Consider the following 13,985-nt stretch of genomic DNA (forward strand, 5'->3'; position numbering starts at 1 on the left):
GGTTCATGCCAACTATCAACCAGCTGGTCCGCAAGGGTCGCACCGACAAGGTTGCGAAGCTGAAGACCGCTGCCCTCAAGGGCAGTCCCCAGCGTCGTGGTGTGTGCACTCGCGTGTACACCACCACTCCGAAGAAGCCGAACTCTGCTCTGCGTAAGGTCGCGCGTGTGCGCTTGACCAGCTCGGTAGAGGTCACCGCCTACATCCCCGGTGAGGGCCACAACCTGCAGGAGCACTCCATGGTGCTCGTTCGCGGTGGTCGTGTGAAGGACCTCCCGGGTGTGCGTTACAAGATCATCCGCGGCTCGCTCGACACCCAGGGTGTCAAGAACCGCAAGCAGGCTCGCAGCCGCTACGGCGCCAAGAAGGAGAAGAGCTAATGCCACGCAAGGGCCCAGCACCCAAGCGGCCGCTGATCAACGACCCGGTCTACGGATCCCCGTTGGTCACGCAGCTCGTCAACAAGATCCTTCTCGACGGCAAGAAGTCCACCGCCGAGCGCATCGTCTACCAGGCTCTCGAGCAGGCTCGTGAGAAGACCGGCACCGACCCCGTCGTCACGCTCAAGCGTGCACTCGACAACGTCAAGCCGGCCCTCGAGGTTCGCAGCCGTCGCGTCGGTGGCGCGACCTACCAGGTCCCCGTCGAGGTTCGCCCCGGTCGCTCGACCACGCTGGCACTGCGCTGGCTGGTCACCTTCTCGCGCGCTCGTCGTGAGAAGACCATGGTCGAGCGTCTGGCCAACGAGCTTCTCGACGCCAGCAACGGCCTCGGTGCCGCTGTGAAGCGTCGCGAGGACACGCACAAGATGGCTGAAGCCAACAAGGCGTTCGCGCACTACCGCTGGTGACTTCCGGCCGGGAGGGTGCGGTGAAACTTTCCGCACCTTTCCGGCGTTGTACCGAGTACCTGGTCCGGCCCGGCTCACCGTTCACATACTGGTGACAAGCTGGCCCAGTCCCACTTCTTCGACTTACAAGGCGGGATGAATTCCGTGGCACAGGACGTGCTGACAGACCTCAACAAGGTCCGCAACATCGGCATCATGGCCCACATCGATGCTGGTAAAACCACCACTACCGAACGCATCCTCTTCTACACCGGTATCTCGTACAAGATCGGTGAGGTCCACGACGGCGCAGCCACGATGGACTGGATGGAGCAGGAGCAGGAGCGTGGCATCACGATCACCTCTGCTGCCACGACGTGCTTCTGGAACGACAACCAGATCAACATCATCGATACGCCCGGACACGTCGACTTCACCGTCGAGGTCGAGCGTTCGCTGCGTGTTCTCGACGGCGCCGTCGCAGTGTTCGACGGCAAGGAAGGCGTCGAGCCGCAGTCGGAGCAGGTCTGGCGTCAGGCCGACAAGTACGACGTCCCGCGCATCTGCTTCGTCAACAAGATGGACAAGCTGGGCGCTGACTTCTACTTCACCGTGCAGACCATCAAGGACCGCCTCGGAGCCAAGCCGCTGGTCATCCAGCTGCCCATCGGCGCCGAGAACGACTTCGAAGGCATCGTCGACCTCGTCGAGATGAAGGCGAAGGTCTGGAGCGGTGAGACCAAGCTCGGTGAGAAGTACGAGGTTCAGGACATCCCGGCCGACCTCCAGGAGAAGGCGGAGCAGTACCGCCAGGAACTCCTCGAGATCGTTGCCGAGTCCGACGAAGCTCTGCTGGAGAAGTTCTTCGGTGGCGAAGAGCTCTCGATCGACGAGATCAAGGGCGCCATCCGCAAGATGACCGTCAACAGCGAGCTGTACCCGGTTCTCTGTGGCTCCGCGTTCAAGAACAAGGGCGTTCAGCCCATGCTCGACGCGGTCATCGACTACCTCCCGTCGCCTCTCGACGTCGAGTCGGTCCAGGGTCACGCACCCGGCAACGAAGAGGAACTCCTCCTCCGTAAGCCGTCTGCCGACGAGCCGTTCTCGGCTCTCGCGTTCAAGATCGCGACCCACCCCTTCTTCGGCAAGCTGACCTACGTCCGCGTGTACTCGGGCAAGGTCGACTCCGGCGCTCAGGTCATCAACTCGACCAAGGGCAAGAAGGAGCGTCTGGGCAAGCTCTTCCAGATGCACTCCAACAAGGAGAACGCGATCGCGACCGCTTCGGCAGGTCACATCTACGCCGTGATCGGTCTGAAGGACACGACGACGGGTGACACCCTCTGCGATCCGCAGAACCAGGTGATCCTCGAGTCGATGACCTTCCCGGACCCGGTCATCGAGGTCTCCATCGAGCCCAAGACCAAGTCCGACCAGGAGAAGCTGGGAACAGCCATCCAGAAGCTCGCCGAAGAGGATCCCACCTTCTCGGTGAAGCTGGACGAGGACACCGGCCAGACCGTCATCGGCGGCATGGGCGAGCTCCACCTCGACATCCTGGTCGACCGTATGAAGCGTGAGTTCAAGGTCGAGGCCAACGTCGGTAAGCCGCAGGTTGCGTACCGCGAGACCATTCGCAAGAAGGTCGAAAAGCTCGACTACACCCACAAGAAGCAGACCGGTGGCTCCGGCCAGTTCGCGAAGGTCATCATCAGTCTCGAGCCTTTCGAGGGCGAAGACGGTGCGACCTACGAGTTCGAGAACAAGGTCACCGGTGGTCGTGTGCCGAGGGAGTACATCCCTTCGGTGGACGCCGGAGCTCAGGACGCCATGCAGTACGGTGTCCTCGCCGGATACCCGCTCGTCAACGTCAAGGTCACACTGCTCGACGGTGCATACCACGACGTCGACTCGTCGGAAATGGCCTTCAAGGTCGCCGGCTCACAAGCGTTCAAGGAAGCCGCCAAGAAGGCCAGCCCGGTCATTCTCGAGCCCGTCATGGCCGTCGAGGTCACGACCCCCGAGGATTACATGGGTGAGGTCATCGGCGACCTGAACTCCCGCCGTGGTCAGATTCAGGCCATGGAGGAACGTAGCGGCGCTCGTGTCGTCAAGGCACAGGTTCCGCTGTCGGAGATGTTCGGCTACATCGGAGACCTTCGGTCGAAGACTCAGGGCCGCGCTAACTACTCCATGGTGTTCGATTCCTACGCCGAGGTTCCTGCGAACGTCGCGAAGGAAATCATCGCGAAGGCGACCGGAGAGTAGATCTCTCCCGAGCTGGACACGCTGGATCCGTAACACCGCACGACCATGCAGCTCAAAAGAGCTGTACGAGACAACCGCACTGCTGCATTTCAAGCAAGCACCAACAGTCCAGGAGGACACACAGTGGCGAAGGCGAAGTTCGAGCGGACGAAGCCGCACGTCAACATCGGGACCATCGGTCACGTTGACCACGGCAAGACGACGCTGACGGCAGCAATCACCAAGGTTCTGCACGACAAGTTCCCGGACCTCAACGAGGCCTCGGCCTTCGACGAGATCGACAAGGCGCCTGAGGAGAAGGCTCGTGGTATCACGATCAACATCTCCCACGTCGAGTACCAGACCGACAAGCGCCACTACGCGCACGTCGACGCTCCGGGACACGCCGACTACATCAAGAACATGATCACCGGTGCTGCCCAGATGGACGGCGCAATCCTGGTCGTGGCAGCTACGGACGGCCCGATGCCGCAGACGCGTGAGCACGTGCTCCTCGCCAAGCAGGTCGGCGTTCCGTACATCCTCGTCGCCCTCAACAAGGCCGACATGGTCGACGACGACGAGATCATCGAGCTCGTCGAGATGGAGGTCCGCGAGCTCCTCGCTGCGCAGGACTTCGACGAGGACGCACCGGTCGTCAAGGTCTCCGCACTGAAGGCACTCGAGGGTGACCCGAAGTGGGCCGAGAGCGTTGCAGAGCTCATGCAGGCTGTCGACGACTCCATCCCGGACCCCGTCCGTGAGACCGACAAGCCGTTCCTCATGCCCGTCGAGGACGTCTTCACGATCACCGGTCGTGGAACCGTCGTCACCGGTCGTATCGAGCGGGGCGCGATCAACGTCAACGAAGAGGTCGAGATCGTCGGCATCCGTCCCGGCTCGACCAAGACCACGGTCACCGGCATCGAGATGTTCCGCAAGCTGCTCGACTCGGGCCAGGCAGGCGACAACGTCGGCCTCCTCGTTCGTGGCATCAAGCGCGAAGACGTCGAGCGTGGACAGGTCATCATCAAGCCGGGCACCACGACTCCCCACACGGAGTTCGAGGGCAACGCTTACATCCTGTCCAAGGACGAAGGCGGCCGCCACACGCCGTTCTTCAACAACTACCGCCCGCAGTTCTACTTCCGTACCACGGACGTTACGGGCGTCGTCACCCTCCCCGAGGGCACCGAGATGGTCATGCCCGGTGACAACACCGAGATGTCCGTCACGCTGATCCAGCCGGTCGCCATGGACGAGGGCCTGCGTTTCGCTATCCGCGAGGGCGGTCGTACCGTCGGCGCCGGTCGCGTCACCAAGATCATCAAGTGATCTAGTTTCACCAGCAACACCGAGAGCGGCACTCACCTTCGGGTGGGTGCCGCTTTTCGTTGTGCCAAGGGGCGTTTCGCACAGGTTGCAGTCCCCCGCACAGGATGCAACATGAGCGAGGAACTGGAAACTGTGCGAGTAGCAGCCGTACCCTGGGGTGCAGCTGCGCACTCAGACGTGCAGCTGTACCCGTAGGGCTACGTCGCTGCCCTCGACTGCGCCGGCGAGGTATACGGCGCGCTCTTCGGCAGTACGAGTGAATGCCTCGATGTCGATGCCCGGTGAAGTCTGCACCGTGACGGCCAACGTCGGGGTGCCGCGATCATCGATGGCTCGACCCCGGGCCGATTCGACGCCGGGGAAGTCGGCGAGGTCCGCGGCAATGCCACGGGCCAACGCGCCCAGGTCGATTCGTAGGGAATGAGATTCGCTCGTCGAGATCTCGACGGTGCCTGTTCTTCTGGGGGAGAGGTTCCCGATCAGGAGCGCGACGGCGGCGAGTGTGCCGACGACGGCGGTCGCGGCCAGTGCGGCCTCCCACCACGATTGCGCAGGCAACGCCGCGAAGACGTCACGGTCGAATCTGGACAGGGACTCCACGGCGAACGGAACGTCGTAGTACCACGCGACCGCGAACGCCCCTGCGCCGACGAGTGCGACGCCGAGAAGCGTGACCAACAGGCGATCGATCAACGTTGTCGCGCGCTTCACGCCTTGCTCTCCTTCACTCGGACGCGGACGGTCCTCGTGTCGGCCAGCAGTGCGATTGTGGGTTCCACTGCAGCGCGGACGGATTCGACCGCAGCGGTGGAACCGTTGGTACCACCGGCGGCACGATGCACGTCGACGGTCACCCGCTTCGGCGTCACGGTGGTCCGCGCGGAATCCACGCCGGGCACCGAGCCTGCATGATCGCTACAGATCCGGGCGACGTCGGTGGGACGCAACCACACCATCGGATACTGCGATGCCTTCGACCCGGCGCCCGTGTGAGTTTTCGTCCGCGGCTTCAGACCGAGAACGACGAGTATCGCACCCACCACGACGCAGGCAGCCGCCGCACCGATCATCCATGGCTGCCAATGCAACTCCGCGATCCAGTTCACGGCGTTGGCGATCCACGGTGCGCCGTCGATGGTGTCGTGCGCGATCAGGAACTCTCGTCCGGCGACGAAGGCGACACCGAGCAGAACGAGCGACAGGACAAGAGCGACCGGTACAGCGGCCGGGCTCGCCGTCGGGGGCCTCGGACGAAACGCAGCAGCGTCGGACGGCGCAGACGGTTCAGGCGAACCAGCGGGCGACGTACCGACCACCAGAACGTTGAGCTGATGCAGCGGCAGACCGATGATGTCGTTCAACGCGCGTCCGACCTTCTCGGCGATCGCAGCCCCGGCGTCGGCGATCCGGCAGGGCCAGGCCAGTGCCACGTACAGGTTGACCGACACCGAATGCTCGCCGACGGACACATCCGCACGCGGCAGTTCACGTCCGGTCAGCTTCGACATCCCGCCGACCTGCCGTACGACCGCAGGAACGGTCAGCGCCGCGGCGACCGCGACACGGGAGACGGCGCGCTCCTTGATGACAAGCGTGCCGGGGCCGCCGATTTCCGGGACCTCGTCGGCCACGAAGCCCGGATCGGCGCTCGGGGTCGCTACGTCCTTGCCGCCGTCAGCCACGGCCGCGGCTGCGGAGCAGGGACGTCAGATCGAGGCGACCGTCGAAGTGAGCGCCGACAGCCAACCCGACCGCGCCGAGGAACAGTGCGAGCACGAATCCGCTGAACCCGCCGATGATCCCGGCGAGAGCCAGCAGCAGACCGGTGAGCAGTCCGACGACGGTGTAGTTCATGAACGCCCTCCTGATTCCATGTCCCCTGATTCGATGTCCCCTGATTCGATGTCCTCGACGACGACCGCGACGGGTACCGACACCAGCTGCCCGATCGCTGCCTGGACTCCGCGGGCGACGCCGTGTACGTCGGACGGGTATTCGGCGGTGATGTGCACTTCGCACCGCTCGTCGTCGACGCGGACACCGACGACCTTTCTGCCGGGCAGATAGGTCGCGATCTCGCCGAACTCCCCGGCGTGCAGGCCTGCTACGCCGGACACGGTCGTCGCGGCGGCGGCGATGGCGTCGGCGAGCTGGTAATCCGCTTCGGCGCTCACTGGACCCGAGGTGCGATGTCCGGGTCCACGCCGGTCTCGAGCTCGTCGAACAGGATGACGTCGTAGACGGTGATGTTCACTTCGGTGACCTCGAGGCCCGTCATCCGCTCGACGGCGGTGATGACGTTGCGTCGGATGCCTGCCGCGAGTTCGTGCAATGCGACGCCGTACTCGGCGACGATGCCGATGTCGATGGCAGCCTGTTTCTCACCGACCTCGACGGCGACGCCCTGGCTGTGGTTGACGCGGGCGCCGGGGATGCGGTCCCGGAGCGCACCGACGACCCGAGCGGTTCCGCCACCGACGTCGTGGACGCCGTCGATCTCACGCGTCGCGATTCCGGCGATCTTCGCGACGACCGCGTCGGCGATGATCGTTCGACCCTGCGTGGTGGTCAGCGCGGTCGAACTGGCGGCCGCGAAGCTGGGGTCTGTGGTCATGGTCTCGATCGTAGACGCGCAACCGAGCCTCCGTTGCTCAGTGGACGGAGTTCGTTCTCTGGTAGAGATCTCCCCATGACGATCGTGATCGTAGGAGCAGGCCTCGGCGGATTACGTACGGCTCAGGAACTGCGCAAACAGGGGTACGACGGCGGTCTTGTGCTCGTCGGAGACGAACCGCACCTTCCGTACGACAGGCCGCCGCTGTCGAAGGAGGTGATCCGCGGGGAGCGGGAGGACACCACCTTCGAAAGCGAGGAGTACTTCGCCGAGAACCGCATCGAGCTGCGGTTGGGTGTGGCAGCGGTCCGAGTGGATACCGAGAACACGACGCTCGAGCTGGCCGACGGCTCGACGCTCCCGTACGACCAGCTGGTGATCGCGACGGGCCTACGGCCGAGACGGGTGCCGTCGTTGCCGGACCTGCACGGAGTGCACGTCCTTCGCAGCCGCGACGACGCCGAGTCGTTGCGCCGTGACGCCTCTGCTGCCGCACGCGCCGTCGTGGTGGGGGCCGGATTCGTCGGGTGCGAGGTCGCCGCAGGCCTACGGCACCTCGGCGTCGATGTCACGCTCGTCGAGCCGCAAGCCACCCCTCTCGCGTCGGTCCTCGGCTCCGAGGTCGGCGAGCTGGTGTCGAGGCTTCACCGCGACGAGGGCGTGACGGTGCGCACCGGAGTCGGCGTCGACACTCTGCGCGGAACGGACCGGGTCACGCACGTCGTGCTGAGCGACGGAACCGAAGTCGAGGCAGACCTGGTGGTGATCGGAATCGGGTCGACACCGGTGGTCGAGGTGCTGGAGGCGTCGGGAGTCACCGTCGACAACGGCATCGTTGCCGACGCGTACGGGCGCACCGATGTCCTGGGCGTCTGGGCGGTCGGCGACGTCGCAGCCTGGGATCACCCGCAGCACGGTCGCCGACGGGTCGAGCACTGGAGCAATGTCGGTGACCAGGTTCGCGTCATGGTTCCGGCTCTACTGGGCAAGGAACCGGCGGCCGCACCTCGGCCTGTCGTTCCGTACTTCTGGAGTGATCAGTACGACGTCAAGATCCAGGCGTTGGGCAGCCCATCCGCCGATGATTCCGTCGAGATCGTCGAGGACGACGGCAGAAAATTCCTGGCATACTACGTCCGTGACGGAATTCTTACGGCCGTGGTCGGTGCCGGTATGGCAGGAGCAGTGATGAAGATGCGTGCGAAGATCGGTCAGCCCACGTGAGCGGTGCGCTGCTGACGGCGTCGGACATCGCCGACGCCGAGGAATTGCTCGAGCCGGTCATGCGAAGAACCCCTGTCGTGGCGTCACGGATTCTGTCCGATACGACCGGGCACGAAGTGCGACTCAAATGCGAGAATCTGCAACGCACAGGCTCTTTCAAGCCCCGCGGAGCGTACAACCGCATAGCACGGCTCTCACCGGAGGAACGCGCACACGGTGTAGTGGCCGCCAGCGCGGGCAACCACGCGCAAGGTGTCGCCTGGGCTGCGACGCAGCTGGGTACGACGTCGACGGTCTTCATGCCTACCGGCGTCTCGTTGCCGAAGCTCGTCGCCACCAAGGCCTACGGCGCGGACGTCCACCTGACCGGCCGCACGGTCGACGAAGCGCTCACGCACGCGCACGAATTCGCCGCTCGCACCGGCGCCGTGCTGATCCACCCGTTCGACCACGCGGACATCGTTGCGGGACAAGCAACTCTGGGGACCGAGCTACTTCGTCAGATGCCCGACGTCGGCACCATCGTCGTTCCGACGGGCGGCGGTGGATTGCTGGCAGGCGTCGCAGCCGCGGTTCACCTGCACAAGCCGAACGTTCGCGTCGTCGGCGTGCAAGCCGAAGGCGCCGCCGCCTGGCCGGTGTCGCTGAAAGCCGGGTATCCCGTTGCCGCACAGTCGATGTCGACGATGGCCGACGGTATCGCCGTCGGCCTACCCGGTAGCGTTCCGTTCGACCACGTGGTGGACCGCGTCGACGAGATCGTGACCGTCTCAGAAGACGCGCTGTCCCGAGCGCTGCTGCTCTGCATCGAACGGGCGAAGCTGATCGTCGAGCCCGCGGGCGCCGCCGCCGTTGCCGCGCTGATGACCAGGCAGGACCTCCGGCTGGACGGACCGGTGTGTGCCATCCTGTCCGGCGGCAACATCGACCCCCTTCTGCTGACCCACGTCATCACCCACGGATTGCGAGCCGCAGGACGCTATCTCGCTGTCCGCGTCACCATTTCGGACAGGCCCGGCGGACTGATCGGGCTCCTCGACGTCGTCAAGGGAGTCGGCGCGAGCGTCGTCGACGTCGTTCACTCCCGCACCGGCGGTCAGCTGGGACTCGAGGAAGTCGATGTCATGCTCACCGTCGAAACCCGCGGCCCGGCACATCGCCAGGACGTCCTCGACGCACTCGGCGCCGCGGGATTCGCCGTCGACATCTCGTCCTAGACGCGACGGCCGTACTCCCGGGCCGGTCAGAAATACCGCTTCGTGATGATCTCGGGGTAGTTCCCACCCGGATCGAGGAAGTACACCCCTCGAACAGCACGTCGTCGACCGGAAACGCATAGTGCTGCGCTGGTTCGGCGGCGAAGCAAGAGATTGTCGGTGGCTGCACGTAGGATCTCCGTCGTCGGTTCTCGGGAGGGCCGATGAGTTCTCGTCGGGTATCGAGTCTGCAGTACGTAAGCACCAAATGAATGGGGAACAGATCATGGCGAACGCCATCGAAGTCGAGAATTTGGTACTCGAGTACGGCAAGAACACGGCGCTGAACGGAATCAGTTTCTCCGTGCCGGAGGGCACGGTTCTGGGCGTCCTCGGACCCAACGGGGCGGGGAAGACGACGGCGGTCCGCATTCTCGCGACCCTCCTGAAAGCGACGTCCGGGTCCGCGCGGGTGCATGGAATCGACGTCGGCGACAACCCGAACGAGGTCCGTAACACCATCGGGCTGACGGGACAGTTCGCGGCCGTCGACGAATACCTGACCGGGTACGAGAACCTGGAGATGGTGGGCAGGCTGTTCGGCCTGAAGAAGTCGGAAGCGAAGACACGGGCGGACCAGTTGCTCGCGCGCTTCGATCTGGAATACGCACGTGACCGCACCGCGAAGCAGTACTCCGGCGGTATGCGTCGTCGCCTCGACATCGCGGCCAGCCTCATCGGCAGGCCGAAGGTGGTGTTCCTCGACGAGCCGACGACAGGCCTCGACCCTCGAAGTCGAATGGCCATGTGGGACTTCATCTCCGACCTCGTCAAGGACGGTACGACGATTCTGCTGACGACGCAGTACCTCGAAGAAGCGGACCGCCTCGCCGATCGGATCATCGTCCTCGACAAGGGGTCGATCATCGCCGAGGGCACAGCGGATCAGCTCAAGGCGCAGGTCGGTGGTGAACGCCTCGAATTCGTCCTCACCGACGAATCGCAGAAGGACCGGGCGCTCGAGATCCTCACTCCCATCGGCCTCGACGCGCCGTCGTACGACGCGCAGACCCGGCGACTCGGCATGCCGGTCAGCGGCGGAGCCGACGATCTGACGACCGCTCTCGTCGCACTCAAGGAAGCCGACATCCACGTCGTCGACGTCGGGCTACGACGGCCGAATCTCGACGACGTTTTTCTCACCCTCACCGGCCGCGCCGCCGAGGACGAACAAGCAGTGGAGGAAGAGAAATGAGCGTGCTGCGCGATTCCCTCATCATCACCAAACGGAACCTGATCAAGCTCAAGCGAGTTCCGGATCTACTGTTCTTCGCGACGCTGTCACCGATCATGTTCGTGTTGCTGTTCGCGTACGTGTTCGGAAGCGCCATCGACATCCCCGGCGTCGACTACAAGAGCTTCCTCATGGGCGGCATCTTCGTGCAGACCATGATCTTCGGTGCATCCATCACCGGGTCCTCGCTCGCCGAGGATCTGCAGAAGGGCGTGATGGACAGGTTCCGGTCCCTGCCGATGGCACGGTCCGCCGTCGTGATCGGTAGAACCGCAGCGGATGTCGGCAACAACATCGTGACGATCACCATCATGTCCATCACCGGTTTGATCGTCGGGTGGCGCATCACGTCGTCGTTCCTCGAAGCCGTCGCCGGCTACGTCTTGCTGCTGCTGTTCGCGTACTCCATCTCGTGGGTGATGGCATTCGTCGGATTGACCGTCCGATCGCCGGAGATCTTCAACAACGCGTCGTTCATCGTGATCTTCCCGTTGACGTTCATCGCGAACACGTTCGTACCCATCGAAGGCTTCCCGACGGTCCTCAAGACCATCGCGGAGTGGAACCCGATCTCCTCGGTGGCTCTCGCCGTACGCGAGCTGTTCGGCAACACCAACCCGCTCGCCCCACCGCCGGAAGCCTGGCCACTGCAGAACCCGATTCTGTACACGCTCATCTGGGTTGTGCTGTTCCTCGTCATCTTCGTGCCGCTGTCGGTACGCAAGTACGAGAGAACTCTCACCGCCTGAGGCCGAGACACGAGAAAGCCCCCGACCACCAACGGTCGGGGGCTTTCTCGTACGTCGACTCTTAGGTGTGGTACGGCTCGGCACTGAGCAGCGTGACCTTCATGGTCTTGCCGTTCGGCAGAGCGTATTCGCGAGTGTCGCCGACCTTGGCGTCGATGAGAGCGCCACCCAGCGGCGAGCTGGGGGAGTAGACCTCGAGCTTGCCGTCGCGGGCACCCTCTTCACGGGTGGCGATGAGGAACGTCTCGGTATCGGACTCGTCACCGTCGTAGTAGACCTTGACGACGGATCCGGGCAGTGCCACGCCGGACTGAGTGGGCGCCTCGCCGACCTTCGCCGAGTTGAGCAGCTCCTGCAGCTGACGGATACGAGCTTCCTGCTGGCCCTGCTCCTCGCGTGCAGCGTGGTAGCCGCCGTTCTCCTTCAGATCGCCCTCTTCGCGTCGCTCGTTGATCTCGGCGGCGATGACCGGGCGATTGGAAATGAGTTGGTCGAGTTCGCTCTTGAGCCTGTCGTGGGATTCCTGGGTAAGCCAGGTCACCTGGGTCTCGGTCATCTCGATCACTCCCTTGTAGTCGAAGTCGCGGTGGACTCCCGGTCTGTTGCTGACGGAGGGCATGCCTCTAGGCGGGTCCCCCTGGAATTGGGCGGATCCCCCTGGTGCGGCCCACTGCCTGAGCCGGCTGCTCCAGCGGTCGCTGTCGGCGTCGTGCAGGGCCAACTCGGCAACCCCGCAGGCCTGAAGGGCCGTCAATGCAGCAATACACGGTTCCAGTGCGGAACCGTGTACAGGCCTATCTTACCACGAGACGGCGGGAGGTCAGCCTGCCCGTAAATACTCGGGAACATTCGTGCTGCATCCGTACACGTCACCGACGGCAGGAGGCTGCGATGTGCGCAGAACGGTGGTCACCTGGACCTCCTGATCCGAGGAACCCGGTACGAAGACCTCGCGGCGGCCGGTTTCCGAGCCGTCGCGGGAGCGCGCTCGAACGATGCAGACAGCTTCCTGCTCCGGGTCCGCCCGGGTGACGCTGAAGCTGATGGAGATGGTCTCGTCGTCCATCAGATCGAACGTCAACGCCTTGCCCTCGACGTCCTGCACCGCGAATCGCTGGTACGCGAGGTATGCGACCACGAGCCCGACCACCACGGCCACGACGAGCAGAAGATTTCTCGTCCGGGGTGCCACTCCCCGCCGCGAGCTGGACGCCGGGTAGCGGCCTTCGGGAAGGGTGGCAGTCATGGGAACGTCGCTTTCGAGGGGGAACCGTCGATTTCCTTGCGGCAGCCGGTGCGTGCAGCGTCGGCGCCAAGTGGAACTATAGGGGGAGGATAAGTTTCCGGTGAAGCTGAGGTGAGGAAAGAACGTGTCCGGACTACGGCTCATGGCGGTGCACGCCCATCCCGACGACGAGTCGAGCAAGGGTGCCGCAACGACGGCTCGGTACGCAGCCGAAGGTAACGACGTCCTGATCGTCACCCTCACCGGCGGCGAGCGCGGCGACATTCTCAACCCCGCGATGGACATTCCGGGTGTCAAGGACCGAATCAACGAAGTTCGGCGGGAGGAGATGGCCGAGGCCGCTCGCATTCTCGGCGTCCGGCAGACGTGGCTCGGCTACGTCGACTCCGGCCTGCCCGAGGGTGATCCACTACCGCCGCTTCCCGAGGGATGCTTCGCACTGGTGCCGCTCGAGGAATCCACCGAAGCCCTTGTCAAGGTAGTTCGCGAGTTCAAGCCCCACGTCATCACGACCTACGACGAGAAGGGCGGCTACCCGCACCCGGACCACATCCGGTGCCACGAGGTGTCGGTCGCGGCGTACGAGGCAGCGGGTGATCCCAGCAAGTTCCCCGACGCCGGCGAACCCTGGACGCCGTTGAAGCTGTACTACTCCCACGGATTCCTGCGGAAGAAGATGCAGCTCTTCCACGACTGGTTCATCGACCGCGGTGAGGAAAGCCCCTTCGTCGACTGGCTGAAGAGGTGGACCACGGACCGCGACGAGATCATGGAACGCATCACCACGCAGGTCACCGTCGGCGATTACTTCGAGCAGCGGGACGACGCACTGCGCGCGCACGCAACACAGATCGATCCCAACGGATCGTTCTTCGCCGTGCCGATCGAGGTGCAGCGCAAGCTGTGGCCGACGGAGGAGTACGAGCTCGCTCGCACCCGCGTCAAGACGTCCATCCCGGAGACCGAGCTCTTCGCCGGGATCGATCCGGAGACCGCCACATGATCGTGTCGCTGCTGGCGCAGGGCGCCCCAGGCCCGGAGTTCGGTAAATCCTCGCCCGTCGGCCTGGTCATCATCGTCGCCCTGCTCGTGGGAACAGCGTTGCTGATCTGGTCGATGAACAAACAGATCAAGAAGCTGCCCGAGTCCTTCGAAAAGGACGATCCGGGGCCGGACCAGGCGCTCGACGAAGGCACGGACCGCGGCGCCGTACGCGAAGAGGCACGCGAGACCAAGCCCGGCGAGAGCTGA

At 64.2% G+C, this 13,985-nt stretch carries 17 protein-coding genes; 10 read left to right on the top strand and 7 right to left on the bottom strand.

Annotated elements, in window-relative coordinates; genetic code table 11:
• The first annotated feature begins 5 nt into the window (after window positions 1-5).
• From rpsL to tuf, 4 genes are all read left to right on the top strand, one after another.
• Complete coding sequence (gene rpsL / locus CH292_RS08480) at window positions 6-380, top strand: 30S ribosomal protein S12 (RefSeq protein WP_008714048.1); 375 nt, start codon at window positions 6-8, stop codon at window positions 378-380.
• Entirely contained in the window at window positions 380-850 is a 471-nt protein-coding gene (rpsG, locus tag CH292_RS08485; RefSeq protein WP_003941856.1) for a 30S ribosomal protein S7, read from the top strand. The genes rpsL and rpsG overlap by 1 nt, the downstream gene beginning before the upstream one ends.
• A 135-nt stretch (window positions 851-985) precedes the next feature.
• Entirely contained in the window at window positions 986-3,097 is a 2,112-nt protein-coding gene (fusA, locus tag CH292_RS08490) for an elongation factor G (protein ID WP_019665492.1), read from the top strand.
• 123 nt (window positions 3,098-3,220) lie between these two features.
• Entirely contained in the window at window positions 3,221-4,411 is a 1,191-nt protein-coding gene (gene tuf, locus CH292_RS08495) for an elongation factor Tu (RefSeq protein WP_019665491.1), read from the top strand.
• Window positions 4,412-4,582: 171 nt separating this feature from the next.
• Here the strand turns inward: tuf and CH292_RS08500 are convergent, their stop codons facing one another.
• The 5 genes from CH292_RS08500 to CH292_RS08520 are packed head-to-tail and all read right to left on the bottom strand — an operon-like array spanning window position 4,583 to window position 7,025.
• The gene (locus tag CH292_RS08500; RefSeq protein WP_019665490.1) at window positions 4,583-5,122 is read right to left on the bottom strand and encodes a hypothetical protein; all 540 of its coding nucleotides are present in this window, start codon (window positions 5,120-5,122) and stop codon (window positions 4,583-4,585) included.
• Complete coding sequence (locus tag CH292_RS08505; RefSeq protein ID WP_094654491.1) at window positions 5,119-6,093, bottom strand: DUF6286 domain-containing Asp23/Gls24 family envelope stress response protein; 975 nt, start codon at window positions 6,091-6,093, stop codon at window positions 5,119-5,121. Before CH292_RS08505 ends, CH292_RS08500 begins: the two co-directional genes overlap by 4 nt.
• Window positions 6,086-6,265 (bottom strand): DUF2273 domain-containing protein, encoded by a 180-nt coding sequence (locus CH292_RS08510; RefSeq protein ID WP_094654492.1) that lies wholly within the window; start codon window positions 6,263-6,265, stop codon window positions 6,086-6,088. The genes CH292_RS08505 and CH292_RS08510 overlap by 8 nt, the downstream gene beginning before the upstream one ends.
• Complete coding sequence (locus CH292_RS08515) at window positions 6,262-6,585, bottom strand: hypothetical protein (protein WP_094654493.1); 324 nt, start codon at window positions 6,583-6,585, stop codon at window positions 6,262-6,264. The genes CH292_RS08510 and CH292_RS08515 overlap by 4 nt, the downstream gene beginning before the upstream one ends.
• Window positions 6,582-7,025: an Asp23/Gls24 family envelope stress response protein gene (locus tag CH292_RS08520; RefSeq protein ID WP_094628380.1), complete on the bottom strand. Its 444-nt coding sequence runs from the start codon at window positions 7,023-7,025 to the stop codon at window positions 6,582-6,584. Before CH292_RS08520 ends, CH292_RS08515 begins: the two co-directional genes overlap by 4 nt.
• Window positions 7,026-7,100: 75 nt before the next feature.
• Here CH292_RS08520 and CH292_RS08525 point away from each other — a divergent pair, with 75 nt between their 5' ends.
• From CH292_RS08525 to CH292_RS08540, 4 genes are all read left to right on the top strand, one after another.
• On the top strand, window positions 7,101-8,249 hold the full coding sequence (locus CH292_RS08525) for an NAD(P)/FAD-dependent oxidoreductase (RefSeq protein WP_037182684.1): 1,149 nt from the start codon (window positions 7,101-7,103) through the stop codon (window positions 8,247-8,249).
• Window positions 8,250-8,308: 59 nt separating this feature from the next.
• The gene (ilvA, locus tag CH292_RS08530) at window positions 8,309-9,466 is read left to right on the top strand and encodes a threonine ammonia-lyase (protein ID WP_230594052.1); all 1,158 of its coding nucleotides are present in this window, start codon (window positions 8,309-8,311) and stop codon (window positions 9,464-9,466) included.
• A gap of 265 nt (window positions 9,467-9,731) precedes the next feature.
• Entirely contained in the window at window positions 9,732-10,700 is a 969-nt protein-coding gene (locus CH292_RS08535) for an ATP-binding cassette domain-containing protein (protein WP_026347857.1), read from the top strand.
• On the top strand, window positions 10,697-11,488 hold the full coding sequence (locus tag CH292_RS08540; protein ID WP_019665481.1) for an ABC transporter permease: 792 nt from the start codon (window positions 10,697-10,699) through the stop codon (window positions 11,486-11,488). Before CH292_RS08535 ends, CH292_RS08540 begins: the two co-directional genes overlap by 4 nt.
• 61 nt (window positions 11,489-11,549) lie before the next feature.
• Here the strand turns inward: CH292_RS08540 and greA are convergent, their stop codons facing one another.
• Window positions 11,550-12,044 (bottom strand): transcription elongation factor GreA, encoded by a 495-nt coding sequence (gene greA / locus CH292_RS08545; protein ID WP_026347856.1) that lies wholly within the window; start codon window positions 12,042-12,044, stop codon window positions 11,550-11,552.
• A gap of 264 nt (window positions 12,045-12,308) precedes the next feature.
• On the bottom strand, window positions 12,309-12,734 hold the full coding sequence (locus tag CH292_RS08550; RefSeq protein ID WP_019665479.1) for a DUF4307 domain-containing protein: 426 nt from the start codon (window positions 12,732-12,734) through the stop codon (window positions 12,309-12,311).
• 124 nt (window positions 12,735-12,858) lie between these two features.
• Here CH292_RS08550 and mca point away from each other — a divergent pair, with 124 nt between their 5' ends.
• Window positions 12,859-13,737, top strand: coding sequence for a mycothiol conjugate amidase Mca (gene mca / locus CH292_RS08555; RefSeq protein ID WP_026347855.1), 879 nt, complete (start codon window positions 12,859-12,861; stop codon window positions 13,735-13,737).
• Window positions 13,734-13,985, top strand: a complete 252-nt coding sequence (locus CH292_RS08560; RefSeq protein WP_019665477.1) for a hypothetical protein — start codon at window positions 13,734-13,736, stop codon at window positions 13,983-13,985. Before mca ends, CH292_RS08560 begins: the two co-directional genes overlap by 4 nt.

Origin of the sequence: Rhodococcus sp. 14-2470-1a, from assembly GCF_002259425.1 — a bacterium.
GTDB lineage: Bacteria > Actinomycetota > Actinomycetes > Mycobacteriales > Mycobacteriaceae > Rhodococcoides > Rhodococcoides fascians_E.

Excerpts from the sequence above, each read along its gene's own strand:
- rpsL (WP_008714048.1), top strand. The coding sequence starts at position 6 with ATGCCAACTATCAACCAGCTGGTCCGCAAGGGTCGCACCGACAAGGTT.
- rpsG (WP_003941856.1), top strand. The coding sequence starts at position 380 with ATGCCACGCAAGGGCCCAGCACCCAAGCGGCCGCTGATCAACGACCCG.
- fusA (WP_019665492.1), top strand. The coding sequence starts at position 986 with ATGAATTCCGTGGCACAGGACGTGCTGACAGACCTCAACAAGGTCCGC.
- CH292_RS08510 (WP_094654492.1), bottom strand. The coding sequence starts at position 6,265 with ATGAACTACACCGTCGTCGGACTGCTCACCGGTCTGCTGCTGGCTCTC.
- CH292_RS08520 (WP_094628380.1), bottom strand. The coding sequence starts at position 7,025 with ATGACCACAGACCCCAGCTTCGCGGCCGCCAGTTCGACCGCGCTGACC.
- CH292_RS08525 (WP_037182684.1), top strand. The coding sequence starts at position 7,101 with ATGACGATCGTGATCGTAGGAGCAGGCCTCGGCGGATTACGTACGGCT.
- ilvA (WP_230594052.1), top strand. The coding sequence starts at position 8,309 with ATGCGAAGAACCCCTGTCGTGGCGTCACGGATTCTGTCCGATACGACC.
- CH292_RS08535 (WP_026347857.1), top strand. The coding sequence starts at position 9,732 with ATGGCGAACGCCATCGAAGTCGAGAATTTGGTACTCGAGTACGGCAAG.
- CH292_RS08540 (WP_019665481.1), top strand. The coding sequence starts at position 10,697 with ATGAGCGTGCTGCGCGATTCCCTCATCATCACCAAACGGAACCTGATC.
- greA (WP_026347856.1), bottom strand. The coding sequence starts at position 12,044 with ATGACCGAGACCCAGGTGACCTGGCTTACCCAGGAATCCCACGACAGG.
- CH292_RS08550 (WP_019665479.1), bottom strand. The coding sequence starts at position 12,734 with ATGACTGCCACCCTTCCCGAAGGCCGCTACCCGGCGTCCAGCTCGCGG.
- CH292_RS08560 (WP_019665477.1), top strand. The coding sequence starts at position 13,734 with ATGATCGTGTCGCTGCTGGCGCAGGGCGCCCCAGGCCCGGAGTTCGGT.